Source organism: Atopomonas sediminilitoris, from assembly GCF_022601735.1.
Taxonomy (GTDB): Bacteria; Pseudomonadota; Gammaproteobacteria; order Pseudomonadales; family Pseudomonadaceae; genus Atopomonas; species Atopomonas sediminilitoris.
The window spans coordinates 74,824-101,201 of sequence record NZ_JAKUMM010000006.1 but is presented as its reverse complement, the minus strand read 5'-3'; the positions used below and the strand labels follow the sequence as shown (position 1 = coordinate 101,201).

At 58.3% G+C, this 26,378-nt stretch carries 26 protein-coding genes; 8 read left to right on the top strand and 18 right to left on the bottom strand.

The features are described from left to right. Positions 1-71: 71 nt before the first annotated feature. On the top strand, positions 72-1,061 hold the full coding sequence (rpoS, locus tag MKI83_RS10520; protein ID WP_241585563.1) for an RNA polymerase sigma factor RpoS: 990 nt from the start codon (positions 72-74) through the stop codon (positions 1,059-1,061). A gap of 85 nt (positions 1,062-1,146) precedes the next feature. On the opposite strand, the gene rnt is transcribed toward rpoS, so the two are convergent. Together rnt and pyrC are read right to left on the bottom strand one after the other, a co-directional pair. Further along, the gene (rnt, locus tag MKI83_RS10515) at positions 1,147-1,821 is read right to left on the bottom strand and encodes a ribonuclease T (protein WP_241585551.1); all 675 of its coding nucleotides are present in this window, start codon (positions 1,819-1,821) and stop codon (positions 1,147-1,149) included. After that, a complete protein-coding gene (pyrC, locus tag MKI83_RS10510; protein WP_241585549.1) occupies positions 1,818-2,861 on the bottom strand; it encodes a dihydroorotase in 1,044 nt (347 codons plus the stop codon). Before pyrC ends, rnt begins: the two co-directional genes overlap by 4 nt. 139 nt (positions 2,862-3,000) lie before the next feature. Here pyrC and MKI83_RS10505 point away from each other — a divergent pair, with 139 nt between their 5' ends. From MKI83_RS10505 to gloA, 3 genes are all read left to right on the top strand, one after another. Continuing rightward, positions 3,001-3,915: a flagellar protein MotY gene (locus MKI83_RS10505; RefSeq protein WP_241585547.1), complete on the top strand. Its 915-nt coding sequence runs from the start codon at positions 3,001-3,003 to the stop codon at positions 3,913-3,915. Between the two features lie 73 nt (positions 3,916-3,988). Continuing rightward, the gene (locus MKI83_RS10500) at positions 3,989-5,206 is read left to right on the top strand and encodes an argininosuccinate synthase (RefSeq protein WP_241585545.1); all 1,218 of its coding nucleotides are present in this window, start codon (positions 3,989-3,991) and stop codon (positions 5,204-5,206) included. A 66-nt stretch (positions 5,207-5,272) separates the two neighbouring features. Beyond that, a complete protein-coding gene (gloA, locus tag MKI83_RS10495) occupies positions 5,273-5,665 on the top strand; it encodes a lactoylglutathione lyase (protein WP_241585543.1) in 393 nt (130 codons plus the stop codon). A 100-nt stretch (positions 5,666-5,765) separates the two neighbouring features. Here gloA and MKI83_RS10490 read toward each other — a convergent pair whose 3' ends face one another. The 5 genes from MKI83_RS10490 to MKI83_RS10470 are packed head-to-tail and all read right to left on the bottom strand — an operon-like array spanning position 5,766 to position 8,893. Next, complete coding sequence (locus MKI83_RS10490; protein ID WP_241585535.1) at positions 5,766-6,167, bottom strand: GFA family protein; 402 nt, start codon at positions 6,165-6,167, stop codon at positions 5,766-5,768. A gap of 20 nt (positions 6,168-6,187) precedes the next feature. Further along, positions 6,188-7,324: a low temperature requirement protein A gene (locus MKI83_RS10485; protein ID WP_241585533.1), complete on the bottom strand. Its 1,137-nt coding sequence runs from the start codon at positions 7,322-7,324 to the stop codon at positions 6,188-6,190. Positions 7,325-7,342: 18 nt separating this feature from the next. Continuing rightward, positions 7,343-7,906 carry a carboxymuconolactone decarboxylase family protein gene (locus MKI83_RS10480; protein WP_241585531.1) on the bottom strand — a complete coding sequence of 188 codons (564 nt, stop codon included), beginning with the start codon at positions 7,904-7,906 and terminating at the stop codon, positions 7,343-7,345. After that, complete coding sequence (locus tag MKI83_RS10475) at positions 7,903-8,292, bottom strand: cupin domain-containing protein (RefSeq protein WP_241585529.1); 390 nt, start codon at positions 8,290-8,292, stop codon at positions 7,903-7,905. The genes MKI83_RS10480 and MKI83_RS10475 overlap by 4 nt, the downstream gene beginning before the upstream one ends. A gap of 10 nt (positions 8,293-8,302) precedes the next feature. Further along, the gene (locus MKI83_RS10470) at positions 8,303-8,893 is read right to left on the bottom strand and encodes an NAD(P)H-dependent oxidoreductase (protein WP_241585527.1); all 591 of its coding nucleotides are present in this window, start codon (positions 8,891-8,893) and stop codon (positions 8,303-8,305) included. A 107-nt stretch (positions 8,894-9,000) separates the two neighbouring features. On the opposite strand from MKI83_RS10470, the gene MKI83_RS10465 reads away from it, so the two are divergent. Next, positions 9,001-9,372 (top strand): winged helix-turn-helix transcriptional regulator, encoded by a 372-nt coding sequence (locus tag MKI83_RS10465; protein ID WP_241585525.1) that lies wholly within the window; start codon positions 9,001-9,003, stop codon positions 9,370-9,372. A gap of 171 nt (positions 9,373-9,543) precedes the next feature. Here MKI83_RS10465 and MKI83_RS10460 read toward each other — a convergent pair whose 3' ends face one another. The 9 genes from MKI83_RS10460 to metG all read right to left on the bottom strand — a co-directional run bounded on the left by MKI83_RS10460 (position 9,544) and on the right by metG (position 18,961). Further along, the gene (locus MKI83_RS10460) at positions 9,544-9,723 is read right to left on the bottom strand and encodes a PA3496 family putative envelope integrity protein (RefSeq protein WP_241585524.1); all 180 of its coding nucleotides are present in this window, start codon (positions 9,721-9,723) and stop codon (positions 9,544-9,546) included. A gap of 106 nt (positions 9,724-9,829) precedes the next feature. Beyond that, positions 9,830-10,465 (bottom strand): endonuclease III, encoded by a 636-nt coding sequence (gene nth, locus MKI83_RS10455; protein ID WP_241585521.1) that lies wholly within the window; start codon positions 10,463-10,465, stop codon positions 9,830-9,832. 45 nt (positions 10,466-10,510) lie between these two features. Further along, positions 10,511-11,227 (bottom strand): electron transport complex subunit E, encoded by a 717-nt coding sequence (locus MKI83_RS10450; RefSeq protein WP_241585520.1) that lies wholly within the window; start codon positions 11,225-11,227, stop codon positions 10,511-10,513. After that, on the bottom strand, positions 11,220-11,858 hold the full coding sequence (gene rsxG / locus MKI83_RS10445; RefSeq protein ID WP_241585518.1) for an electron transport complex subunit RsxG: 639 nt from the start codon (positions 11,856-11,858) through the stop codon (positions 11,220-11,222). The genes MKI83_RS10450 and rsxG overlap by 8 nt, the downstream gene beginning before the upstream one ends. A 1-nt stretch (position 11,859) precedes the next feature. Beyond that, positions 11,860-12,930 (bottom strand): RnfABCDGE type electron transport complex subunit D, encoded by a 1,071-nt coding sequence (locus tag MKI83_RS10440; protein ID WP_241585516.1) that lies wholly within the window; start codon positions 12,928-12,930, stop codon positions 11,860-11,862. Between the two features lie 14 nt (positions 12,931-12,944). Then, positions 12,945-15,524: an electron transport complex subunit RsxC gene (gene rsxC / locus MKI83_RS10435; protein ID WP_241585508.1), complete on the bottom strand. Its 2,580-nt coding sequence runs from the start codon at positions 15,522-15,524 to the stop codon at positions 12,945-12,947. Continuing rightward, positions 15,521-16,102, bottom strand: coding sequence for an electron transport complex subunit RsxB (gene rsxB, locus MKI83_RS10430; RefSeq protein WP_241585506.1), 582 nt, complete (start codon positions 16,100-16,102; stop codon positions 15,521-15,523). Before rsxB ends, rsxC begins: the two co-directional genes overlap by 4 nt. Positions 16,103-16,112: 10 nt before the next feature. Then, positions 16,113-16,697 (bottom strand): electron transport complex subunit RsxA, encoded by a 585-nt coding sequence (rsxA, locus tag MKI83_RS10425; protein ID WP_241585504.1) that lies wholly within the window; start codon positions 16,695-16,697, stop codon positions 16,113-16,115. A 215-nt stretch (positions 16,698-16,912) separates the two neighbouring features. After that, positions 16,913-18,961, bottom strand: coding sequence for a methionine--tRNA ligase (metG, locus tag MKI83_RS10420; protein WP_241585496.1), 2,049 nt, complete (start codon positions 18,959-18,961; stop codon positions 16,913-16,915). Between the two features lie 144 nt (positions 18,962-19,105). On the opposite strand from metG, the gene apbC reads away from it, so the two are divergent. Next, positions 19,106-20,197, top strand: coding sequence for an iron-sulfur cluster carrier protein ApbC (gene apbC, locus MKI83_RS10415; RefSeq protein WP_241585494.1), 1,092 nt, complete (start codon positions 19,106-19,108; stop codon positions 20,195-20,197). A gap of 88 nt (positions 20,198-20,285) precedes the next feature. After that, a complete protein-coding gene (gene dcd, locus MKI83_RS10410; RefSeq protein WP_241585492.1) occupies positions 20,286-20,852 on the top strand; it encodes a dCTP deaminase in 567 nt (188 codons plus the stop codon). Between the two features lie 26 nt (positions 20,853-20,878). Here dcd and MKI83_RS10405 read toward each other — a convergent pair whose 3' ends face one another. Then, positions 20,879-22,528 carry a sensor domain-containing diguanylate cyclase gene (locus MKI83_RS10405; protein WP_241585490.1) on the bottom strand — a complete coding sequence of 550 codons (1,650 nt, stop codon included), beginning with the start codon at positions 22,526-22,528 and terminating at the stop codon, positions 20,879-20,881. Positions 22,529-22,745: 217 nt separating this feature from the next. Further along, positions 22,746-25,289: a penicillin acylase family protein gene (locus tag MKI83_RS10400; protein WP_241585489.1), complete on the bottom strand. Its 2,544-nt coding sequence runs from the start codon at positions 25,287-25,289 to the stop codon at positions 22,746-22,748. 137 nt (positions 25,290-25,426) lie between these two features. Here MKI83_RS10400 and MKI83_RS10395 point away from each other — a divergent pair, with 137 nt between their 5' ends. Further along, on the top strand, positions 25,427-26,329 hold the full coding sequence (locus MKI83_RS10395; RefSeq protein ID WP_241585487.1) for a haloalkane dehalogenase: 903 nt from the start codon (positions 25,427-25,429) through the stop codon (positions 26,327-26,329). Positions 26,330-26,378 lie beyond the last annotated feature (49 nt).

Genomic DNA, 26,378 nt, shown 5'->3' with positions numbered 1-26,378 from the left:
CTGGATGCACGCCACCATGGAATAAGGTTGCGGTATCCGCTGTGTCGAACTCAGCACAGGATAATAAGAAAATGGCACTTAAAAAGAAGGCCCCCGAGTTTGACAGCAGTGACGAAGTGATGATTTTGGATGCGCCAAAAGCCGCCAAAACATCAGCCACTGCCGGCAAAAAAACGGGTTCAACGACTAGCCGCCGTACACGACAGCACAAGCATGTCGACTTCACCCGAGCATTGGATGCCACCCAGCTGTATCTCAATGAGATTGGCTTCTCCCCGCTGTTAACGCCTGAAGAAGAAGTTCACTTTGCACGCATGGCGCAACGGGGTGATCCTGCCGGCCGTAAGCGCATGATTGAAAGTAACTTGCGCTTGGTGGTGAAGATTGCGCGGCGTTACGTCAACCGTGGCTTGTCGCTGCTTGATTTGATTGAAGAGGGCAATCTCGGCTTGATTCGCGCGGTTGAGAAGTTCGATCCCGAGCGTGGTTTCCGTTTTTCAACCTACGCGACGTGGTGGATTCGCCAAACCATTGAGCGCGCCATCATGAACCAAACGCGCACCATTCGTTTGCCGATTCATGTGGTCAAAGAACTCAACGTTTACCTGCGTGCCGCACGTGAGTTAACGCAAAAGCTCGATCATGAGCCCACCGCGGAAGAAATTGCCCACTTACTGGATAAGCCAGTGGAAGACGTCCAGCGTATGTTGGGCCTGAATGAGCGTGTTACCTCAGTGGATGTCACGCTGGGTGGCGACTCAGACAAAACCCTGCTCGATACGCTGAGTGATGACCACCCGAATGATCCCTGCGACTTGCTGCAAGACGACGATTTGTCTAACAGCATTGATGCGTGGTTGTCGGATCTGACTGAAAAGCAGCGTGAGGTAGTGATTCGCCGTTTCGGTCTGCGTGGCCATGAATGCAGCACGCTAGAAGAAGTTGGCCAAGAGATTGGTTTAACCCGCGAGCGGGTACGGCAGATTCAAGTCGAAGCGCTGCGCCGTATGCGTGAGATTTTTGAAAGTAATGGTTTGTCCAGCGAATCGATTTTTAGCTAATTCGCTGTCGCGGATAACCAGCCGCACAACAAAACGCCCCTATTGGGGCGTTTTGTGTTTCTGGCGGAATGATCGAGGCGCGCAATTACTCGTGCAGCCAGCCGCCTAAGTCTTTCCAGCGATTCACAATGGCGCAGAACAGCTCGGCGGTCTTTTCGGTGTCGTAGCGTGCCGAGTGGGCTTCGCGATTATCAAAGGCAATGCCGGCGCTTTGGCATGACTTGGCCAACACCGTTTGCCCGTAGGCCAAGCCCGACAAGGTGGCTGTATCAAAGCTAGAAAACGGATGGAAAGGGTTGCGCTTGATGCCGCAGCGATTCACGGCCGCGTTAAGAAAGCCTTGGTCGAAGCTACTGTTGTGGCCTACCAGTACCGCACGCTTGCAGCCGTTACGCTTTAGGGCTTTGCGCACCGAGCGGAAGATTTCGCCTAGGGCGTGATCTTCCTGGACGGCCATGCGCAACGGGTGATCGAGTTTGATGCCGGTAAAATCCAACGCAGCTTGCTCGATATTGGCGCCTTCAAACGGCTCAATGCGGAAGAACTGAGCTTCCTCTGGATACAGTTGGCCGTTGTCATCCATCGCAATTGGGACGGCGGCTATTTCTAGCAGGGCGTCGGTAGATGCGTTGAAGCCACCTGTCTCAACATCGACCACAACCGGCAAGAAGCCGCGGAAGCGGCGTGCCATTGGCGGCTTGTCCAAGTCATCAAATTCGCCCGCGCTTTCTAGTGCGTCTTCAAAGCTTTCTTCGCTCATGCGTTGCCCTCCACTTTCCAGCGCAGCGTTTCGCCGGCACGCAATGGGATGACTTGGCTGTCAGCAAAGGGCAGGCTGGTCGGCGCTTGCCAGTCTTGGCGCACCAAAGTGACGGTGTCTGTGTTGCGCGGCAGGCTGTAAAAATCTGGGCCGAACAAACTGGCAAAGCCTTCGAGCTTGTCGAGCGCACCGGCTTGCTCAAACGCTTCAGCGTACAGCTCAAGAGCGGCGTAAGCGGTGTAGCAGCCGGCGCAGCCGCATGCGGCTTCTTTGGCGTGCTGTGCGTGCGGTGCTGAGTCGGTGCCGAGGAAAAACTTCGGATTGCCGCTGGTGGCAGCGGTCAGCAACGCTTGCTGGTGGACGTTGCGCTTCAAAATAGGCAGGCAGAAGAAGTGCGGGCGAATGCCGCCCACCAGCATGTGGTTGCGGTTGTACAGCAAGTGATGCGCGGTGATGGTGGCGGCCACGTGACTTGGCGCGGCGCTGACAAAGTCGACCGCGTCCGCTGTGGTGATGTGCTCAAACACCACTTTGAGGGTGGGGAAGCGCTCAACCACGCGGCGCATGTGTTGATCGATAAATACTTTTTCGCGATCAAACACATCGATGTCGGCGTGGGTGACTTCGCCGTGGACTAATAGCGGCAAGCCGACCTCGGCCATGGTCTCCAGCACTGGGAAAATCTTATCGATGCTGGTGACGCCGGAGTCTGAATTGGTGGTGGCTCCGGCAGGGTACAGTTTGGCGGCATGCACAAAGCCCGAGGCTTTGGCGGCGCGAATATCATCCGCTTGGGTTTGGTCGGTGAGATACAGCACCATCAGCGGCTCAAAGGTGCTGCCTGCTGGGCGTTGGGCCAAAATACGCTCGCGGTATTCTGCAGCTTGCGCGGCGTTTTTAACCGGTGGCACTAGGTTGGGCATGATGATGGCGCGGCCAAACGTGCGCGCAACATCTGGCACTGTGCTGCTCAGGGCTGCGCCGTCGCGCAGGTGGATGTGCCAGTCGTCGGGACGAATCAGGCTCAGACGCTCAGTCATGGGCTTCTCTGCATAAGCTTATAAACAGCCGTGAATGCTACCGGAAAAGCGCCGCCCCGACCACGCGCGCAAGGGCTGCGGTAAAGTTTGCTAGGGCTTGGCCGATAGCGGGATATAGCCAGAACTAGTGGAGTTCGTTGTGAAATACGTACTCACGGGTTTGCTGCTGTGCTGCTCCATGCCGAGCATAGCGCTGACCTTCCAAACTCGTTTGGAAAATGCCTCGTGGGAGTCGGCCGGTGATCAGTTTGAGTGCCGGCTCTCACAACAAGTGCCTGACTTCGGGGTGGGCGAGTTTGTGCGCCGTGCCGGTGAGTCAACGCTATTTCGCATTGTGCCGCGCGAGCCAAGCCTAGAGCCGGGTCGTGCCTTGCTGTTAGCCGCGGCGCCGTATTGGCGGCCGAACTGGCGTGATGTCGTGCTTGGTACCGTGCAGCTGAAAGATGGCGAGGCGCAGTTCAACTCCGACGCCACGCAGGCTGGCCGTTTGCTCACCGGCTTTATGGAAGGGCGCACCGGTAAGGTCAAGCAGTTGACGTGGCGCGGTGGCATGTCAGTTGAGGTACACATGTTGGCCATCAACTTTATGCCGGCTTATAACGACTACCTGCAGTGCGTTGGCGGTTTGCTGCCGGTGAATTTTGATCAAATCAAAAACAGCATTATTGGCTTCCCCGGCGGTGGTTATGACTTGGATGAGGTCAGCCGGGCGAAATTGGAAATCATCGCGGATTACTTAAAAGCCGACGCAACGGTTAACCGTGTCACCCTCGAAGGTCACTCCGACAACAGCGGTAACCGCTTGCTGAACCGTGACTTGTCGCGGCGGCGCGCTCTGGCTGTGGGGGAATACCTGAAAGCCCTTGGCATCCCAGAAGAGCGCATGCTGATCCGCTTCTTAGGCGAGCGCGAGCCCTTGGTGCCTAACAACTCATCGCTCAATCGCGCCAAGAACCGTCGCGTGGGCCTGTTGCTCAGTCGTGAGCCGGTGCTGGAGTCCACTCTGCTGACGCCCAGTGCTGCTGATGGTGAACCCGCGACGCTGTCGGATTGACGTAATGGCTGAGAAATCTGTCGCACGTGTGTAAAATGCACGCCTTTGTGTTTGTGCTTGGAGTTCACGCGGCATGTCAGAAATCAAGAAAGTAGTATTGGCCTATTCCGGCGGCCTCGATACGTCGGTGATTCTTAAGTGGCTGCAAGATACCTACAACTGTGAGGTGGTGACCTTTACCGCCGATCTGGGGCAGGGCGAAGAAGTCGAGCCCGCGCGTGCCAAGGCACAAGCGATGGGCGTTAAGGAAATCTACATCGACGATCTGCGCGAAGAGTTCGTGCGCGATTTCGTCTTCCCGATGTTCCGTGCCAACACCGTTTACGAAGGCGAGTACCTGCTGGGCACCTCGATTGCGCGTCCGCTGATTGCTAAGCGCCTGATCGAAATTGCCAATGAAACCGGCGCTGACGCCATTTCCCACGGCGCTACCGGCAAAGGTAACGACCAAGTGCGTTTCGAGTTGGGCGGCTATGCCCTGAAGCCCGGCGTTAAAGTGATTGCCCCGTGGCGCGAGTGGGATTTGCTGTCGCGTGAAAAGCTGATGGATTATGCCGAGAAGCACGGTATTCCGATCGAGCGTCACGGCAAGAAGAAGTCGCCCTATTCGATGGACGCCAACTTGCTGCACATCTCCTATGAAGGCGGCGTGCTGGAAGATACTTGGGCTGAACACGAAGAAGACATGTGGCGTTGGACCAAGTCGCCAGAAGCGGCTCCTGACGTGCCGACCTACATCGAGCTGACCTACCGCAAAGGCGATATCGTGGCCATCGACGGCCAAGATATGTCGCCGGCCACCGTGCTGGCTGAGCTAAACCGCATTGGCGGTGAGAACGGCATCGGTCGTTTGGACATCGTAGAAAACCGCTACGTGGGCATGAAGTCCCGTGGCTGCTACGAGACCCCCGGCGGCACCATCATGCTCAAGGCGCACCGTGCTATTGAGTCCATTACCTTGGACCGCGAAGCCGCGCACCTTAAAGACGAGCTGATGCCCAAGTACGCCAGCCTGATCTACAACGGCTACTGGTGGAGCCCAGAGCGCGCCATGCTGCAGCAGTTGATTGATGCCTCGCAGGTGAACGTGAACGGTGTCGTGCGCTTGAAGCTGTACAAGGGCAACGTCATGGTCGTTGGTCGCAAGTCCGATGACTCGCTGTTTGACGCTAACATTGCCACCTTTGAAGAAGATGGCGGTGCTTACGATCAAGCCGATGCGGCAGGCTTCATTAAACTCAACGCGCTGCGTTTGCGTATTGCCGCTGGCAAGGGTCGCGAACTGCTTTAAGCTAAAGTCTGCGTTAATAAGACAAAGCCTCGGTACGCCGAGGCTTTGTCGTTTCAGGAGAACACGATGCGTTTACTACACACCATGCTGCGCGTGGGCGACTTAGATCGCTCGATTGCGTTTTATAGCGAAGTACTGGGCATGACCCTGCTGCGTCGCAAAGACTACCCAGAAGGCAAGTTCACCCTCGCCTTTATCGGCTACGGTAACGAAGCGGACAGCACGGTCATCGAGCTGACCCATAACTGGGACACCACAGCCTACGAGCTGGGCAACGGCTACGGTCACATCGCCATTGAAGTAGACGATGTCTACAAAGCCTGTGACGACATCCGCCAGCGTGGCGGCAAGATAACCCGCGAACCCGGCCCCATGCAGCACGGCGCCAGTGTGCTGGCTTTTGTAGAAGATCCAGATGGCTACAAAATTGAACTGCTGTCGGCTAAACGAGCGGATTAATACGTCGGTCAGCCTTTAACGCCTCGATCTTTTAGCAGTGCCAAAGGTCGGCGCGCTTGAGGCTGTGTGGCCACGAGGCGGGTCGTGGCCATACGTTTACTTATCGCTTAGGCAGTGTGTCGGCGATATCGATCACGCGGCGGTCATAGAAAAAGTGCGCGTTGGCTTCAAAGCCGTCCGGCAGGTTGTCGTGATGGCACTTTTTGAATAAATGCTGTGAGATCAGTTTCCAGCCCATGGCGTTGGTGTTGTACAGCACCTCGCCGCAGTGTTTGCAGAAGATCCGCTGCATGCGTTTGTGCAGGTGTTGAAAGCTCACCACCTGATCGGCGCCTTGGCTGATTGTCAGCTGTGCTGCCTCCCAAGCCAGCACCGAGTGATACGGTACTTGCAGCAGCTCGCGGCAGTCTTCGCAATGGCAGTAGGCGTGGACGCGCGGTGGCCCTTGTACGGTCACGGTGACGGCTTGGCAGTCGCAGTGCACGTGATATTGATTGCTCATGGTTATCTCCAAAGTTCAGCTTAGTGCGCGCTGAGGTCGTCACTCACATCCACTGACAAGATGCGTTTAAAGGTTAGGGCGACGTACACCAACATGCCGAGCATCATGCCGAAGAGTGAATACTCAACCCGCGGCAAAAAACTGCTGGCCACGGTGATCGTCACGCAGACTAAGGTGTTGCCGACAATCGCGCGGCGCCACGGGGCAAAGGCATACCAGTACGGCACCTGTTTACCCAGATAAAACAGGCACAGGCCGGAGACGCCGAGTAGGCTAAAGGTGGCCTGATCAAGGTCGCCTAAAATGGCGTGGCGAATCATGTTGGCGAGCAACAGCAGCCCCATGCATAGGAATAAGTGGGAGAAAATCAGCACGTAGCCATTGGTCAGTCGCTTGGCGCGTTCCAACAGCGGGAAGCTGTCGAAGTAAATCCACCAGATCGCGCCAATCAGCAGGAAGCCCGCGACGGCAGAGCCCGCATCGAAGCCATCCCACTGCTCGTGATTCAATGCGGCGACCATGGAAATCATCGATTCACCAAGGATGATGATTGCCAGCAGACCGATGCGTTCGACCAAGTGACGGCGATCGATTGGCAGTTGGTCGAGCTGACGGCGCTGGCAGAATTGCCACAGCACGTCGATGGCCAAGCCCAAATAGAACACCGCATAACGCAGAGGCCCTTCGATAAGTGCTGCGCTGGCGCTGATCACGCCGCCTAAGGCGATGGCCAGCGTGATGGATTTCAGTCGCTCGCGCTGTGCCGTATGGCGCAGGTAGGCGAGGCCATAGAGCAAGGCCAGCAACAGGCGAATCGTGCCGTACAGCAAGGCCAGCAGGGCAAAACCGTTGCCTAGACTGTCCTCAACCACGGTAGAGAGCATTACCAGCAGCGCCATGATGACCAAGCTGAGCAGGCGATGCTCGCGACTGTCTTGGTCAAAGCGGTTGGCGTATACCGTGTGGGTCATCCAGATCCACCACACAGGGACAAACACCAAAGGAAAGCGCAGCAACTGCGCGACGCTTAAGTGACCATCGTGGGTGTGGGCGAGGTCATGGGCAATGACGCCGATCACCGCAACAAACACCAAGTCTAAGAACAGCTCGAGCCATGTCGCATGGCGCTCTTTGGCGTGGTAGAGGGTGCTAAGCATAGTGGCTCCGCGGCGGCGTTAACGTTGGCTGGGGTGCGTCCAGGCGTAGGCTTTAAACGCCGCATCTGGCTCGGTATGCGCTAGGGCATTGGTGAAGTTAGAGATCAGTTTGGCCGCCAGCCCAGTGAGCACTTCCAGCGCTTGGCGCTTGTTAAAGCCGGCCTCTAAAAACGCCTGCAGGCCTTCATCACCGATGTGCCCGCGGTTATCCAGCAGTGCCTTGCTGAAGTCGTGCAGCGCTTGCAGCTTGGCGTTCGGTAGCGGCGTGCCCTCGCGCAAGGCGGTGATCACGGCTTCAGGCATTTTCGCCGCGTGCATCATCCACGTGTGGCCCGGCACGCAGTAGTGGCAGTTGTTCTCGTAGTTGGCCGTCATAAACACCACTTGCTGCTCCAGCGGGCTAAGCGTGGTGTTCTTCATAAACAGCCCGAAGGTGGTGTTATAGGCCTCGTAAGTGGCCGGCGCCTCGGCGAGCACTTTGTGCAGGTTCGGCAGCATGCCGAAGCTTTTTTGCGACTGGGCCAGCAGTGCCTTGGACTCGTCAGGTGCGCTGTCTTGATCGTGATAGGTAAACAAACTCATGGGAACCTCTTTATGTCGCATAGGGCTTTTTCTTCAACGATGATGGCAACCACCTCGCGGTCGCCGCTGTTGCTCACTTGGTGTTGCCAAGCGCCGTGCCACATCACATGGCCATCGGGCACATCGGCGACAATGGTTTGGCCGCCGTATTCCTGAATGGTCAGTTGCCCGCCCTGTTGGAAGTACACGGTTTCGTTGCCGTGACGATGGGGTTGGTCGGCGTCGCCGGGCTTCAGCACCATCTTCAGTACCAGCACGCGCTCGTTCTCCAGCAGCACTTGGTAGTGCTCGGGCGAAGCGATGTGCGCTGGCGGCAGTGGTTCATTCGCAGCCCCTAGCGAAGGCAGCAGGCTGAGGCCCAAAGAAACGAGCAGTTGTGCGCGCATGCCCGCCTCCTTACACCGCAAACAGCGTGGTCAAATGGGTTTTAAAGCGCTCAAGATCACCATCGAAGTCGCCGTTTTTCATCACGTCGAAGCAGGCGAAGGTAGGCAGCGCCTGCATGCCGAAGAAGCGAAAGTTCATGTGCATCGGTAGCCACAGGTCGTCGACGCTCTTGCCTTGGAAGAGATACTCGCTAGGGTCGTTAAAAGCTTCGGCGGGGGCGTTGAAGGTTAGCGACAGCATGTAGTGCTTGCCTTCTAGGGTGCCGCCGGCGCCGTAGTTTTTCTTCGGGGCATCGTGATGACGGCCGTCACCGTGGCACAGCGCGCCGCCCATGCCGGCGGTGTAGACCTCGTCCATGTACTTCTTGAACGTCCATGGCACACCCATCCAGTTCACAGGGGTTTGCAGAATCATCGTGTCGGCCCACTGATGATTGGCCAGCTCTTGTTCAACATCCCACCCGTTGTCGATATTGACGATGCGGGTGTCGTGGCCGCCTGCGCGCAGCAACTCGTCGGCTTTTGCGGTCAGTGCCGCATTCAGGCGACCCTCGGAAAAGGGGTATTGATGGTGAGCATTGATAATCAGCACATGGCTCATGGCGTTCTCCTAGTGACCGGCTCGGTGGTCAATGTTGGTGTGCTGGTATACTATTTATACCTAATAGATAAGTTCAATTAGTTTACTTTTGGTAACCTGGTGAAAAGATGAGTGAGAAGGGGCAAACCCGCGTAGAGACAGATGCTCAAGGCAGGAAAAAAGTGATTAACGCCTGTGATGAGCCTTGCTCGATTGAAAAAGGCATGCGGGTGATTGGCGGTAAATGGACGGGCTCAATCATCTTTCACCTGAAAGACGGCCCAGTGCGCTTCAATGATTTGACTCGCATGCTGGGCGGCGCCAGCAAGAAAATCATCGATCAACGCCTAAAGGAGCTGGAAAGTCGGGGCATGGTGCTACGCACAGTGATCAGCGACCGCCCGGTGGCGGTTACCTACGAACTCACCGAGTTTGGCCGTAGCGCGCTCAAGGTGCTGGATGATCTGCGTATTTGGTCTGAGCGGTACAACGTGCAGTAGGGCTGGGGCATTAAGTTGATACAGCCGACTGTAAGTTGCGCGAAAGAAAACAAGAGAAAAGGGCGGATAAATAGATGCGGGTAAGTGAGTTGGCCTGATGGCTTTGGGTAAGCTCACTGCGCTTGGGATTGAAAAAAACCGCGTTTGTCGCGGTTTTTTTGGGGCGTGTGATCAGTCGAAATCGTAGTCAGAGATCAACTTCTTTAAGCGGCGTTCGGCCAGCATGCTGTCGATTTGACGGCGCTTGGTCAGGTTGCTCGCTTTGGTGGTGGTGGGGCTGACTTCGGCTTTTTCGCTGTCGTCTTCGGCAACAAAATCGTCGTCGTCGAAATCTGTATCGCTATCGGCCATACAAGGACTCCTGACAAATCAATGGCTTTCGGCGTCCTTATAACGACAAAATTTTTCGGCGACAAAAAGTTTTTTTCAATCAAAAAAAGCGCTTTTTAAGCTTTCATCAATCGATGGTTTTTTGTTTGAACTCGCACAGGTCTTCAATGCGACAGCTACCGCACTGCGGCTGGCGTGCTTTGCACACGTAACGGCCGTGCAGGATGAGCCAGTGATGGGCGCCGAGCAGGAAGTCTTTGGGTACAAATTTCAGCAGCTTTTTTTCCACCTCAAGTACTGTTTTGCCTGGGGCAATGCCGGTGCGATTGCTCACACGGAAGATGTGCGTGTCGACCGCCATGGCCGGTTGGCGAAACGCGGTATTGAGCACCACGTTAGCGGTTTTGCGGCCAACGCCGGGCAGCGCTTCAAGGGCTTCGCGGGTGTCGGGCACTTGGCTGTTGTGCTGCTCGACCAATAGGCGGCAAGTTTCGATGACGTTTTTGGCTTTGCTGGGGTAAAGGCCGATGGTTTTGATGTATTCACACAGGCCGTCGTAGCCCAAGGCGTAAATCGCGGCGGGTGTGTTGGCGACGGGGTACAGCTTGGCCGTGGCTTTATTCACGCCCACATCGGTGGCTTGCGCCGATAAGATCACCGCAATCAACAGCTCAAAGGTGCTGCTGTAGGCCAGCTCGGTGGTTGGCTCTGGGTTGTCAGCATGCAGGCGCTGAAAGATTTCTAAGCGTTTAGCCGCGTTCATAAACAGACCTATTCAGCCTCGCCGCGTGGCGAGGCTGTGTGCCAGTTATTCGATAACGCCGGTCACGCGGACACGACGGCTGACCTTGGGCGTATCGGCCGCTAAGGCTTGCGCGCGGGCGGCAAGGCGCGCATCGATGAGGTTTTTGACCGCAATCAGCAGGCCCAGCACCAGGAACGCACCGGGCGGCAAAATGGCCAGTAAAAAGCCTTGGTAGTCGCTACCAAAGGGATGCAGCGTCCATGAACTGGCCATGGGGCCCAGCAGCAACTGCATGTTGCTGAATAAGGTGCCGCTACCGATCAGCTCGCGCAGCATGCCAATGACCACCAGTACCGCGCCAAAACCGATGCCCATCATCAAACCGTCGAGCCCGGCGTGGGCGGGCGAGTTCTTGGCGGCAAAGGCGTCGGCGCGGCCAAGGATGATGCAGTTGGTGGTGATCAGTGGAATGAAGATGCCGAGGATTTGGTACAGCTCGTAGGTGAAGGCCTGCATCAGTAGCTCAGTACAGGTGGTCAGCGCGGCGATGATCATGACAAAGGCCGGCAGGCGCACGGCGTCGGTCACGGCGTTGCGGATCAGTGATACCGCAAGGTTGGAGCAGGTCAGCACCAGTGCGGTGGCCAAGGCAAGGCCGAGCGCGTTGACGGTGGAGTTGGTCACGCCCAGCAGCGGGCATAAGCCCAATAACTGGACCAGTCCTGGGTTGTTATCCCATAAGCCGTTGCGGGTAATGTCGCCAAAGCGGGTGTTAGCCACGGTCGGCCTCCTTGGTTAGGGCCAGCAAGGTGCTGCGCTCACGCTGGAAGTACTGCAGAGCGCGGTGTACCGCGGCGACCACGGCGCGAGGGGTGATGGTGGCACCGGCAAAGGCATCGAATTCGCCGCCGTCTTTACGCACCGCCCAGCCCGACTCGGCAGGGGCGCTCAGGCTTTTGCCGTTAAAGCTCAAGATCCATGGGGATTTGGCGATCTCGATTTTGTCGCCCAAACCGGGTGTTTCTTTGTGGTTGACCACGCGTACACCGGCCAAGCTGCCGTCAGCGTTGATCGCGACCAGTAATTGAATCGAACCGCTGTAACCGTCAGGTGCTGTGACCGGCAGGATGACTGCGGTGACGGCTTGTTTTTGCCGAGCGCGGTGTCCTTGGCTGGCGCGGGTATTGCCCAGCAGGGGATCAATGCCGAGCGGCAAGGTGTCGGCGAGCATGTCGTTATCGTGTTGCGCGCTGGGGATTAGCTCATTCAGCGCTTGATGCTGCGCGTGGCGCTCGGCGGCGGCAATCCGTTCAGCGGTGCCCAGCTTGATCGCACTGACGCTGCCCACGGTAGCGATGGCAAACAGCCCGAGGATGACGCTGTTACGCACGATGGAGGCGCTGGTGTTCATCTCAGTTCCCCAAATTCGGGCCGCGGCTGGGCGAGCTGTGGCCGTAAGTGCGCGGACGGGTGTAATAGTCGATGGTTGGCGCGGCAAGGTTCATCAGTAAGACGGCAAACGCCACACCGTCGGGATAACCGCCCCACGTACGAATGGTGTACACCAGTACGCCCACGCCTAGGCCAAAAATAAAGCGGCCTTTGATGCTGGTAGCACCGGAGACAGGGTCGGTGACGATAAAGAACGCACCCAACATGGTGGCGCCGGTGAGCAGATGAAACAGCGGCGAGCCATTGGAGTCAGAACCGCCACCGTTCCAGAACAGCAAGCTCATCAGGGCGAGGCCTAGCAACATGCCGCCCGGCGCGTGCCAGCTGATGATATGACGGGCCCACAGGTATAAACCGCCCGCTAAAAAGGCCAAGTTGACCGCTTCCACACCACGACCGCCCAGCCAGCCAAATTCGGGATGAGTGGCCCATAGCTCGCTGATGGTGAGGCTGTTGTTGATCTTGAGGGTGTCCAGCGCGGTGGCATGGGCCCATGCATCGGGCAAGCCTTGGCCCGCGGCGAAAATACGGATGAAGGCGTCGACCAGACCGAGGGTTGGCTGCACGGCGCCTTGGGTCATGGCGGCCATTTCGCGAACGGCGGGCCAGCTCGTCATGGCCGCGGGGAAGGAGATCAGCGCGACCACGTAGCCCAACATGGCCGGATTAAAAGGATTCTGCCCAAGACCACCATAGAGCTGCTTGCCAAACACGATGGCAAAGCCAACTGCGATCAGGGTGAGCCACCAAGGGGCAAAGGGCGGTAAGGCGAGGGCCAGCAAGACGGCAGTGACTAAGGCGCTGCCGTCCTGCAGAAAGAACGCCAACGAACGGCCCCGCAGGGCCAGAATGGCGGCCTCAAAGCCAAGCGCTAAGGCACTGGCCCAAATGAGGTTGATCACAGTGCCCCAGCCAAATAGCCAAGTCAGGACACAGACCGCTGGCAGGGTGGCGATCAGCACATGCAGCATCACCGTTTGGGTGCGGTTGCGGCCGTGGGCGTGGGGCGAGGTAATGCGTAACAGCGCCATAAGAATCCCAGTGATTAGCGGTGTTCGGCCAAGGCCTCGGCAGCGGCTTGCAGGCGCTGTTGGGCTTGGCTTAGGGCGGCTTGCGTGGCGTCATCGTTGGCGTCTTCGGCCGCACGTTCGGCTTTGCGCAAGGCGGCGCGGGCAAGAGCAAGTTCGGTTTTGCGTTGCCGAGTCAGCTCGTCAACCCCGCTCTTGTCGGTCAGTACATGTTCGGGGGCCGGTTTGCCGCTGTTGTCTTCGGCTTGGTGCAACGCGGTTTCGGCCGCGCTGAGCGCCGCTTGCAGCGTGGCTATCTCGCTGGCGTCTGCTTGGGCTTTTTCCGCTTTCTTTAACTGCGCACGCGCCATAGCCAGCTGGATTTTGGCCTTTTTTAGCGCCTCGACGCTGGCGTCGGGTGCTGCTGTTGCCGGTTGAGTCGCTGGCTGTGCGGCAGGGCTTGAGCCTTCCAGCGCGGTTTGGGCGGCTTCAGCGCTGCTGAGGGCTCGCTCCAGCTGCGCAATCTCGGCGCTTTGCTCCGCAGTGGGGGCATCGCCTGCGGCTTTTTGCGCTTTTTTCAGCTGCGCGCGGGCCATGGCGGTTTGGATCTTGGCCTTTTTCAGTGCCTCGGCGTCTGCGTTGCTTGCCGTGGGGTGGCTTGCGGATGGGGTGGCAGATTGGCTGTCGGTGGCTTCTAGCGCTTGCTGCGCCGCCTCGGCGGCGTTGGCCGCTTGTTGTAGCTGGGCGAGTTCGGCCGCTTGCTCCGCGCTGGGGGCATCGCCGGCGGCTTTTTGCGCTTTTTTCAGTTGCGCACGGGCCATGGCGGTTTGGATCTTGGCTTTTTTCAGCGCTTCGGCGTTGTCGCTGCTGCTGGCCGCCGGTGCCGGCGCGGTAGGGCTGCTCGCAACTTGCTGATCAAGCGTGGCGAGGCTTTGTTCTGCCTGGCTCAATACTTCGCGCAGCTGGCTGACTTGCTGCTCAAGCTCGGCGCTGGCGTTGGCAGCGAGTTGTTTTTCGGCCTTCTTCAATTGCGCGCGGGCCATCGATACTTCGATCTTGGCCTTTTTGTGCTGCTCGCTTAAGCCTGCGCTGGCGCTTTGTGCTTGCACGCGGGCGATGTCGGCCTGTGGCGTGTCGGCGGCTTGCGCTTGTTCGGCTTTGAGTGCGGCTGCGCGCTCTAGGCGGGCTTTGCGCTCGGCTTCTTTGCGTTCGGTTTCGCGTTGCAGGCGATCTTGACGTTGCTCGAAGCGAACCTTGGAGTGCTCGGCCTTATGGTGCTTTTGCTCCAGTTCGCGAATCTCAGCCTTGGCGGCGCGGTAGTACTGCACCAAGGGAATGCTGGAGGGGCAGACGTAAGCGCAGGCGCCGCATTCGATACAGTCGAACAGGTGCTGGGCTTTGAGTTGTTCGTACTCTTTGCCTTGGGCAAAAAAGTGCAGCTGTTGCGGCAGAAGGCTGGCGGGGCACGCTTGGGCACAGTCGCCACAGCGGATGCATGGCTGCGCCGGCGGTGGTGGCGGCAGCTCTTTGCGGCTGGCGGCCAGTAAGCAGTTGCTGGTTTTGACCACTGGCACGTCTAGGCTGGGCAGGGTGAAGCCCATCATCGGACCGCCCATCACCAAGCGCTCTAGGTGCTCAGCTTGAAAGCCGGAAAATTCAAGCAGTTCACGCACCGGGGTGCCGAGTAAGCATTCGACGTTTTGTGGTCGCGCGAGCGCCGCGCCGGTCAATGTGGTGATGCGGCTAATCAGCGGGCGGCCTTCGATCACTGCGCGGGCAATGGCTTCGCAGGTGCCGACGTTTTGGCACACGATGCCGATATCGGCCGGCAAACCACCCACCGGCACTTCACGGCCAGTGAGGATTTGGATGAGCTGTTTCTCGCCGCCAGATGGGTATTTGGTCGGGAACACCACCACCTTAATCGGTGTGCCGCTGGTGGCCATGCGCAGTGCGGCAATGGCTTGTGGCTTGTTGTCTTCGATGCCGAGCAGAACTTCCTGCGGTTGCAGAATGTGCATGAGGATTTCGATGCCGCTGACGATGGCGTTGGCGCGCTCGCGCATCAGCATGTCGTCGGCGGTGATGTAGGGCTCGCATTCGGTGCCGTTGATCACCAGCGTGTGCAGCTTATCTTGTCGCCGCGCGCTGAGTTTGACCGCCGTGGGGAAGCCCGCGCCGCCCATGCCGCTGATGCCGCTTTGGCGGATCTTTTCCAACAAGGCCTGCGGTTCACGCTCGCGAAAATCTGGCCAAGGGTCACACTCGACCGCCTCATCGAGGCCATCGCAATCAATCACGATGCCTTGCTCAAGCAAACCGGATACGTGGGGGTAGGGCACAGGGCCGATAAAACGCACGGTGCCCGAGGTGGGCGCATGCAGCGGCACGCTGACAAAACCTTCGGCGGCGGCAATCGGCTGGCCTTTGAGGACGCGTTCGCCGACCCTGACCAAGGGCATGCCGGGCGCACCAATGTGCTGGGCCAGCGGCAGAATCAGTTGCTTAGGCAGTGGTGCTTGGGCGATCGCACAGCCGGTGGATTCGTGCTTGTGCTCAGGCGGGTGGATGCCGCCGGGAATGTCCCAAATACGCTGGGCGCTCGCACTGTGACTCATGCGGCTTCTCCTCGTCCGGCGTCGGTGGCAATCAATTGCGGGGCTTGGTTGGGCAGCTGCCACTTCCAGTTACGCGTGGTGGTGGCTAAGGGCACCATGTCGATGCAGTCCACGGGACAGGGCTCAACGCAGAGATCGCAGCCGGTGCATTCACTGGCGATGACGGTGTGCATCTGCTTGGCGGCGCCGAGAATGGCGTCGATTGGGCAGGCTTGGATGCACTTGGTGCAGCCAATGCATTCGGCTTCGCGGATGACGGCCACCATCGGTGGTTTTTCGCCGCCTTCGGCGTCCAGCGGTTCGGGCTCGACATCGAGCAAGTCGGCTAAGGCTTGCACCGTGGCTTGTCCGCCGGGTGGGCATTTGTTGATTTTGTCGCCGCCAGCGATGGCTTCGGCGTAGGGCTTACAACCGGGATAGCCACACTGCCCGCACTGTGTTTGCGGCAGTAGGGTGTTGATTTGGTCGACGATGGGGTTGCCTTCGACGCGGAAACGAATCGCGGCGTAGCCGAGAATGCCACCGCAAATCAGGCAGATGACCAGCAGGGCGAGTACCGCAGAAACTAACAAACTCATGCGTGCGTCCTCACAACTTGACCAGACCGCTGAAGCCCATAAAGGCCAGTGACATCAAGCCGGCGGTAATCAGACCGATGGCGGCACCTTGGAACGGCTTGGGGACATCGGCAATGGCAATGCGCTCGCGCATGGCGGCAAATAGCACCAGTACCAGCGCAAAGCCGATGGCGGCGCCAAAGCCAAAGATCGCGGCCTTGGCGAAGGTTTGTTCCAGCTTGTTGGCATTGAGCAGCGCCACGCCCAGCACGGCGCAGTTGGTGGTGATTAAGGGCAAGAAGACACCCAGCACGCGGTACAGCAGGGGGCTGGTTTTGTGCACCACCATCTCAGTGAATTGCACCACCACGGCGATCACCAAAATAAAGGCGATGGTGCGTAAAAACTCTAAATCCAGCGGTTTAAGCACATAGGCTTGCACCAGATAGCTGCAAATTGCCGCGAGGGTCAGCACAAAGGTGGTCGCCAACGACATGCCAATGGCGGTCTCCAGCTTCTTGGACACACCCATGAACGGGCATAGACCGAGAAACTGCACCAAGACAAAGTTGTTGACCAGGATCGAGCTGACCAAGATCAGGGCAAATTCAGTCACGGTATGTGCTATCCCATGTTGGCTATTAAGCGTTGTCGCGAGCCAAGAAGGCCGGCGGACAAAGCCCGTTATTATCTGGGAAGCAATTTATGCCATACAACCCAGATTGCCTGTATTTTTAATAGCTTATAAGCATAAGCTTAGCCGCTATTGCTGGTTGTCTTGCTACAGCCTAGCGCGGGTGCCGTGATGGCCGGCCCGCGCAGCCGAGTGGTTTACATCACGCGCTGACCGGGTTTAGCGCCGTTGTCGGGGCTAAACAGGAAGATCTCTTGGCCACCGGGGCCGGCGGCCAACACCATGCCTTCGCTGATGCCGAATTTCATTTTGCGCGGTGCCAAGTTGGCAACGTACAGGGTCAGGCGACCTTCAAGCTCGGCAGGGTTAGGGTAGGCGCTCTTGATGCCGCTAAACACGTTGCGTTGAGCGTCGCCGATATTCAGCGTTAGGCGCAGTAGCTTGTCGGCACCTTCGACGAACTCGCACTTTTCAATCAAGGCTACGCGCAGATCGACCGCTGCAAAGGCGTCGAAGTTGATCTCTGCGGCCAGTGGTGCTTTCACCAACTCACCATTGCCGCTTGATGCAGCTGCTTTTGGGGCTTCGGCGGCAAGGTCTTCTTTGCTGGCTTCGATCATGGCGTCAATCTTGGCAGGTTCAATGCGCGTGAGTAGGGCGCTGAAAGGGTTGAGGGTGTGGTTAGCAAGTTGAACGTCATAATCACCCCAAGTAAGTGGGGCTTCATTCAAAAAGGCTTCGGCATCGGCAGCAAGTTTGGGCAGAACTGGCTTGAGAAGGATGACTAACTTGCGGAAGAGATTAATCCCTAAAGAGCAAATGGCCTGCACTTCATCTTGCTTGCCTTCTTGCTTGTTTAGCGCCCACGGAGCTTTGTCGGCAATGTAGGCATTGGCAATGTCGGCAAGTGCCATTGTTTCGCGCATCGCACGGGCGAAGTCACGCGCTTCATAGGCCTCGGCAATGCTGGGTGCAGCGTCTTGGAATGCAAGCCAGATCTTGGGTTCAGAGGCCGGCATGCTTAGCACACCGTTGTTGCCTTTGTGGATAAAGCCCGCGCAGCGGCTGGCAATGTTGACCACTTTGCCGACCAGATCCGCGTTGACCTTCTGTACGAAGTCTTCAAGGTTCAGGTCCAGATCGTCGACGCTCTTGCCCAACTTGCTGGCGTAGTAGTAACGCAGGTATTCGGGGTTGAGGTGGTCGAGGTAGGTGCGCGCCTTGATAAAGGTGCCGCGCGACTTGGACATCTTCTGTCCGTTAACCGTCAAGTAGCCGTGCACGTTAACGGCGGTGGGCTTGCGAAAGCCTGCGCCTTCAAGCATCGCCGGCCAAAACAGGGCGTGGAAGTTGACGATGTCTTTGCCGATGAAGTGATACAGCTCGGCGCTGGAGTCCTTGCCCCAGTAGGCATCAAAGTCGAGCTCTGGGCGTTTGGCGCACAGGTTTTTGAAGCTGGCCATGTAGCCAATGGGGGCGTCCAGCCAGACGTAGAAATACTTGCCGGGCTCGCCCGGAATCTCAAAGCCGAAATACGGCGCGTCGCGGCTGATATCCCACTCTTGCAGGCCGGCATCCAGCCATTCGGCGATCTTGTTGGCGACGGATTCTTGCAAGGTGCCGGAGCGCGTCCAGCTTTTGAGCATTGCGTCGAAGTCCGGCAGCTTAAAGAAGAAGTGCTGCGACTCTTTCAGCACCGGCGTAGCGCCGGAGATGGCCGAGCGCGGGTTCTTCAGCTCGGTGGGCGCGTAGGTGGCACCGCAGGATTCGCAGTTGTCGCCGTACTGATCTTCGGCCGCACACTTAGGGCAGGTGCCCTTGATGAAGCGGTCGGCCAAGAACATGCCTTTGTCCGGATCGAAATACTGGGTGACCGGACGCGTCGCGATGTGCCCCGCGTCGCGCAGGCGGGTGTAAACCATGCTCGCCAGTTCGCGGTTTTCGTCGCTGTGGGTGGAGTGGTAGTTGTCGAAGTCGACCTGGAACGCGGCGAAGTCAGCCATGTGCTCGGCGCGCACGCCGTCGATCAGCTGTTCGGCGGTGATGCCTTCGCGTTCGGCGCGCAGCATGATGGCCGAGCCGTGGGCATCGTCAGCGCAAACATAGGTGGCGTTGTGCCCGCGCAGTTTTTGAAAGCGCACCCAGATATCCGTCTGGATATATTCCAGCATGTGCCCCAAATGAATCGAGCCATTGGCGTAGGGGAGGGCACTGGTAACAAGAATTTGGCGGGAAGTATCGGACATGGGTACGCATCGCTAGTCGCTTAAAACAAGAGCGGAACTATACCAGAGCTGCCAGTGCTACCACAGCGCGTCAGGTCAAACCCGTGCGCGGCAGCAGTCTGTTAGCATACGCGCCTGTTTTTCTGCTTCGCTTGGAGTTGCGCTATGGCCGCTGTTAGCCGCGATGCGGTGCTGGCTGTTCTCAGTCAGTATCAAGACCCTTATTTGAATGCCAACCTGTTTGCCGCCGATTGTCTGCGTGAGTTGAACGTGGACGAATCGGGAGTGCGCGCGCACTTCACCCTGCCGTACCCGGCGGGTTTGCAGACCACCGGCGTGGCGCAAATGCTCGAGATGATGCTCGCCAGTCAGTTGGAGGTATCAGCGCAGATCAGCATCGATTGGCAGGTCAGCGCTGGCCGCACGCAAGTGCAGGTGCCGGGCATGCAGGGGGTGAAGAACATCATCGCCGTGGCCTCAGGCAAAGGCGGCGTTGGTAAAAGCACCACGGCGGCCAACTTGGCGCTGGCGTTAGCGCGCGACGGGGCCAAGGTGGGCGTGTTGGACGCCGATATTTACGGCCCCAGCCAAGGTATTTTGTTTGGCGTGCCGGCGGGCACTAAGCCTGCGGTGCAAGATCAAAAGCACTTTGTACCGCTTAAGGCGCACGGCATTGAATTGATGTCGATGGCCTTTTTGGTTGACGACAACACGCCGATGGTCTGGCGCGGGCCGATGGTGTCCGGCGCGCTGTTGCAGTTGATCACGCAAACGGCCTGGAGCGACTTGGATTATCTGGTGGTGGATATGCCGCCGGGTACCGGCGATATCCAACTGACGTTGGCGCAAAAAGTGCCGGTGGCAGGCTCGGTGATTGTGACCACGCCGCAGGATCTGGCCCTGTTGGATGCCAAGAAAGGCATCGAAATGTTCAGCAAGGTGCATATCCCCGTGCTGGGCGTGGTGGAGAACATGGCGGTGCATATTTGCTCTAACTGCGGGCACAGCGAGCACCTGTTTGGTGAAGGCGGCGGGGCGCGCTTGGCTGAGCAATACGGTGTGGAGTTATTGGCTTCGCTGCCGCTATCGATCTTGATTCGCGAGCAATCCGACAGCGGCAAGCCGACGGTGTTGGCCGAGCCTGAATGCCAAATCAGCATGGTCTACCAAGATTTAGCACGGCACACCGCGGCGCGTTTGGCCAGTTTGAACAGCCAAGCACCCGCTATGCCGAGCATTGAAGTCAGCGACGATTGACTTTGTCAGGGCGGGTTCGCCGCTTGGCCGCGCGCGAACCAGCCGCTAAGATGCAGCCACTTTTTAATTCAGCGCGCAGGACACCAGTATGAGCATCAAGTCGGACCAGTGGATTCGCCGCATGTCGCAAGAGCACGGCATGATTGAACCCTTCGTTGAGCGCCAAGTGCGCGATGCCGGCGACCAGCGCGTGATTTCTTACGGTGTCTCGAGCTACGGCTACGATGTGCGCTGTGCCAATGAATTCAAGGTGTTCACCAATATTCACTCGGCGATCGTTGACCCGAAAAACTTCGACGAGCGCAGCTTTGTCGATATCCAAAGCGATGTGTGCATCATCCCGCCGAACTCCTTTGCGTTGGCGCGCACCGTGGAGTACTTCCGCATTCCGCGTAACGTGCTGACCATCTGCTTGGGCAAAAGCACTTATGCGCGTTGCGGCATTATCGTTAACGTCACCCCGCTTGAGCCGGAGTGGGAAGGCCACGTGACGCTGGAGTTCTCCAACACGACCAATCTGCCGGCAAAAATTTACGCCCACGAAGGTGTGGCGCAGATGCTGTTCTTCGAATCAGACGAAGTGTGCGAAGTGTCGTACCGCGATCGGGGTGGCAAATACCAAGGCCAAACGGGCGTAACCTTGCCCAAGGCTTAACCGATCAGGGGTTAACCAACCGGCGCTTAGGGCGCCGGTTTTTTTTGCGCGGGATTTTCTGCGTTGTGATCCTGGGTGTTGGCCAAAGCCGTGCGGTTGCGGCCTTGCTGTTTGGCGCGGTACAGGGCTTGATCGGCGCGGCTGAATAGGCTGTCGGCGTGCTGGTCACGCTCATCCAGCTGCGCCAAGCCGATGCTCATGCTGATGTGGATGGTTTTGCCTTCAAAGCTCAGCTTGCTGTGATCGAGCTTGATGCGCAGGCGCTCAACAAACTGCTCGGCGCCGGTGAGCGAGGTTTCCGGCAGAATCAGGCCAAACTCTTCACCGCCTAAACGGGCGAGTAAATCACTTTGGCGTAAGGCGTCGTTGATCAGGGCTGTGCTATGGCGCAGCGCTGCATCTCCAGCGGCGTGGCCGTAGGTGTCATTGAGTTGCTTGAAGTGGTCAAGGTCCATGATGGCCAAGCACAGCGGCCGTGAGTAGCGCCGGCTACGTTCGATTTCGCGCGGCAAGGTCAGGCTAAAGCGGCGACGATTGGGAATGCCAGTGAGGTAATCACGGCTGGCTTGATCCAGCAGCTCTTGGTTAAGGCGCTCCAGTGCTTGGTTGGAGATTTTTAGGTTTTCCGCTTGATGTAGGGTTTTTAAGCGATACACCAAGGACGTGGCCAAGGCCCAAGCCAGTAACAGCGATAGCGGAATGTTCCACCAGTGCAGGCGCTCGAGCCCTTCGTGGAGGCGTTCGACGGTGGGCGTCGTAGAGAGCACGTGAACGGTCATGCCGGTATAAGGATCTGTTTGCTGTACCCACAGCAGCAGTTCGCCCGGGCGATCGCTGCGTTGCCATAAATCAAAGCCCATGGCGTGCAGTGGGCGAAAGGGCAGTGGGTTAAAACGGCTGCGCTTGTAGCGCCCTAATAATTGGCTATCGGGCGTGTTGTTGGCGCTGGCGTTGGGCAGGCTCAAGTACATCAGGCTGGGGTCGCTGGCGATGATGACCACACCTAATTCATCAGTAATAAAGCCATTGACGCCATTCATTAGGCGCTGCAGTTGCTGGCTGCTTAAGCGTGTGGCGACCACGCCAAGCGGCTGTTGGTCGGGGCCAAAGACCAACGAAGAGAAATATAAACCAGGGGTGTTGGTGCGTCGGCCAACTGCAAACTGGCGGCCTTGTTCGTTGGCGATGGCCTCTTTGAAATAGTTGCGGTCGCTGTAATCGGTGCCCACCAAGCTGGTGGGCTTGTCATAATTGCTGCTGGCCACCGCCACGCCCTGCCGGTTGAGCACCCAAATGAGGTCTGGCTCGCTGCGCTTGGCGAGAAGTTTTAACCATTGGCTGGTGTGTTGCGCTTGCGCGGGGTTAAGCAAAAGCTCGCGCACGTCTTGGCTGTAGGCCAAGGCTTCGGGTAGGTCGTTGAGCAGGTGATAGGTGCGGGCCAGCCCGAGTGCGGTGGTTTCGGCATCATGCTGGATGGCAGCATGTTCTATTTGAATCAGGCGCTTGGCTTCGCTGTCGTGGTAGTAATTAATGCCTTGGCGGGCTAGGGCAAACACCAGCACAAAGGGTAGCCACATCAGGCAAAACGCCGCCAAGCGCGGTGCCTCGGTCAGCCATTGGCTGAAGCGGTGGGCAGCACTGACGGCGCGATTAAACCAAGACGGGGTGTAGGCCATGTACTACTCGCGGCGGGCTCTTTTACTCAGTTTAGCTGCTGGGGCTAAAGCTGCTGTGCTCAAATTGCAGACAAAAGAAAGGCGCCTTTGCGAAGGGCGCCCAGATCAAATGGAGTAGTCGTAGGGTATGACTGCGCTGGGTTGGCAATAGTTCAGCGCAGTGGAAGAAAACTTGTTCACGCCCGACGAACGGTCATGTTGTTGTTTGGCTCAATCCTCATTCCGGCAATAACAGCAAGCGTTCGGTGCCGTAGGTTTTGTCCAGATTACGACTCTGGAACGGGAAGCTTTGATACTGGCCTTGCTGCCAAGCCTTGATGCCGTCGTCGTAGTGCGGGCTGGCGGGGTCACCCGATTGACCGCTGCTGTTAAGCGCTTGCATGGGTTCCTCTTGGTTGAAGTCGACAATCAAGCGCATGGCCGGTATCAGCCACGTATTGAAGTTGTCACCCCAGTGCCATGCCGACACGTTGAGCGTGGTGTGGTCGCCGCCTGCAGGGTAGGGGCCACGATCAAACAAGCCTTGCAGGGCCTTAATGCCGGTTTGTTCCAGCGCGGACATGTGCGGTGCGAGCAAGCTGGCATCGGTTTGCCAGTGATACGTGTGCAGCTGCCCCCATTGCCAGCGACTTGGCTGCTGGCCTTGGGTCTGCTGCATCCATTGCCAAGCCTGCGCCAAGCTGCGCGCGAGGATGGCGGGCTTGTCTTCAGTCGTGGCGCTGCGCGTGTCGTTCCAGAATGGCGAGTCTTCACGGCCTAGTAAGTGATCGGCCACGGCGGAGTACGACACATCATTGCTGGTGACAAAGGCCTGCCAGCTGCTGCTGTCTTTAGGGCCTAGTTCATCGAGGAAAATAGCCTCGGCGGCTTGCTGTAAGAACGCCCCCCATAGCGCGGCATCGGCAGATTCTGCGCGGAGCTGGCCATCAAAACGCGACAGCCGAGCCAGACTCTGTTCGGCGGCGGCACGTTGCGCGGCGGGCAGGGCTTGAATCGCTTGTTGCAAGCGCGGGGCAAACAACGAGTCTGCCCATTGGCTTTGCAGCTTGGCGACAAACAAGCTTTTTTGGTCGTAGTGCATGGCCTTAAAGCTTGCGCTGTTGTGGCTGCGCTTGGCGTTTAACAGCTCGGCGATGCGTTCGGCGCGCTCAGGGTAGTACCACGAGGCCGACAGCTGCACGCCATAACCGGGCGGTACGCTGCGGTGGTTGGCGGTGCCCAGCCAGCCTTGGCTGGGGTTTTGCTCGTAGGGGTGCAGCATGCTGTCGGCGTAGCCTTCCCAGTCGTAGTCGCCTTGCCACGCGGGCGAGGGAATCAAGCCGCGACCGGCTTTGCGATACGGATAGCGGCCGGTGACTTGCCAAGCGATGTTGTCGGCATCGGCATACAAGAGGTTCAGCGCCATGCCACGGATGTCACGCACATGCTCGGCGGCCTGATCGACTGATTGAGCGCGGCTGAGCTCAAAGAACGCATCCAAGGTGCGGTCTTCGGTTTGTGCGCTGGCGTCTGCCGCCGCGCTTTTGAGGGCTAAACCGTAGCGTGTGCTTAGCGCGTTAGGCTGCAGCATGTGCTTATGCTCGCCGAGGGCGGGGTTTAGCAGCGGGCCGTGGTCGGTGTGGTGAAAGGTTAAACGCTGCGGCCGCTCACCTTTGATAAAGAAGGTTTCGCGCCGTTCGCGTGCGGGTAACCAGCGCTCGCCGCGGCGATAGTGCAGGCGACCATTGACGGTTTTGAGCTGCTCAAGGAACAGGTCTTGGTTATCGCCCATGACCATGGTCATCCCCCACGCCAGCTTGCCGTTGAAACCAGCAACAATCGCGGGAATGCCGGCCAAGCTCACCCCAGCGGCTTGGTATTTGGGCGAGCGAATGTGCACGTAGTTCCACAGCGATGGCATGGCCAGCGGCAGGTGCGTGTCATTGGCCAGCATGGCCTTGCCGCCTTGGCTGTGGCTGGGCATCACGGCCCAGTTGTTTGATGCAGCGACGCCCATGTTAGCCAGTTGTTGCAGTGGTTTGAGGCTGCTGGTCAGCCGCTGGATGTCGTCAGCGCTGGCGCTTAAGTCGAGCCCTTTAAGCTTGTCGGCCTCGGCGAAAGGCAGGTCTTCATCGGGGTAGATGGGGGTCAGCCAGGCCAGTTTGTCGGCCCCGACTTTTTGCGCCAAGGCGAGGCTGGCGATTTCTTCCGGCAGGTTGGCGGCAAGGGCTTGATTGACCAAGGCGAACAACAGGGCAGAGTCTTCAGGTTGCCAGTACGCGGGGTGGTGGCCGGCGAGTTTCAAGTCCGCCGGTAAGCGGTCTTGATAGCGGTAGATGTACGCATTGACACCGCGGGCGTAGACCTCAAAAAACTGCTGGATGCGCGGCGAGGCATGTTTGTACAGTGCGCGCGCCTGTTCGCGCAGCTGCAAGGCGCGCATGAACTGATCCAGCTCTAGCGCGGCCGGCCCGACCATCTCCGCCAAGCGGCCTTCGGCAACTAAGCGCATGCCGATCATCTGACTCAAACGGTCGGCGGCGTGGATATAACCCAAGGTGAACAGCGCATCATGGAAGTTGCGTGACTCAATCAGCGGCATGCCGAGGGCATTGCGCCGCACCCAGACGTTATCGGCCAAGCCTTTGAGTTTTACGTTGCCGCGCGTGGGGTGCACGCTGGAGCCATCCGCCAGCCAGCTCTGGCAGCCGGCCAGCAGCAAGGTGCTAGCGGCAACACTGCTGAGCAGTAAGACACGAAGGCGGGGGAGCAAGCGACGCATGCGCGACCTCTCTAAGGTTGGGATTGATAAGCCGTTGCCTACGCTATCACGAGGATCAATCTTAGCTGGCCTGACTTTTGGGGTGCCTATACTGCCTGTTCGCTTTGCGCCCAACAACAACACCGACGAGGCCGCTGATGCAGATTTTACGCACCCCTGATGACTGTTTTGCCAACCTGCCGGACTTCCCCTGGCAGCCGACCTACCGAGAAGTGACCGACAGTCACGGTGACACCTTGCGCATCGCCAGCATTGAGGCGGGGCCTGAGGATGGCCCTTGCGTATTGCTGATGCACGGCGAGCCGTCGTGGTCGTTTTTATACCGCTTTATGATCGCCCGCCTGCTCGCCGACGGTTGCCGCGTGGTAGCGCCGGACTTAGTCGGTTTTGGCCGCTCTGATAAGCCTGCCGCCACCAGCGATTACACCTATGCCAAGCACGTGGAATGGATGAGCTTGTGGTTTAACGCGGCGGATCTAAACGACATCACCCTGTTTTGTCAGGACTGGGGCGGCTTGATTGGCTTGCGCTTAGTGGCGGCATTCCCGGAGCGCTTTGCGCGGGTGGTCACCGCCAATACCTTCTTGCCAACCGGCGATCGCCCCGGCGGCCCTGCGTTTGATGCGTGGAAGCAGTTCTCACAAACGGTGCCGGTGTTCCCCACAGGGCAAATCATCCAGCGCGCCACGGTGCGCAAACTCAGCCCCGAAGAAGTGGCCGCCTACGATGCGCCGTATCCGGATGAGTCGTTCAAAGCGGGGGCGCGAATTTTCCCCGCGTTGGTGCCGGTGTCGCCGGATAATCCAGAAGCACCGGCCAATCGTGCAGCTTGGGAAGTGCTTAGTCAGTGGCAAAAGCCGTGGCTGACCTTATTTAGCGATCAAGATCCGATCACCAAAGGGGCCGATAAGGTGTTCCATAAACTGGTGCCGGGCACGGCCAATCAGCCACACCATGAAATGGTCGGCGGCGGGCATTTTCTGCAAGAAGATGTTGGCGAAGCGTTGGCCGAGCGCATGCTGGCGTGGATGCAGGCTTAAGGCTGAAAGAGAGACCAGCCCGCGCTTTTGCGGCACAGGCTGGTCTTCT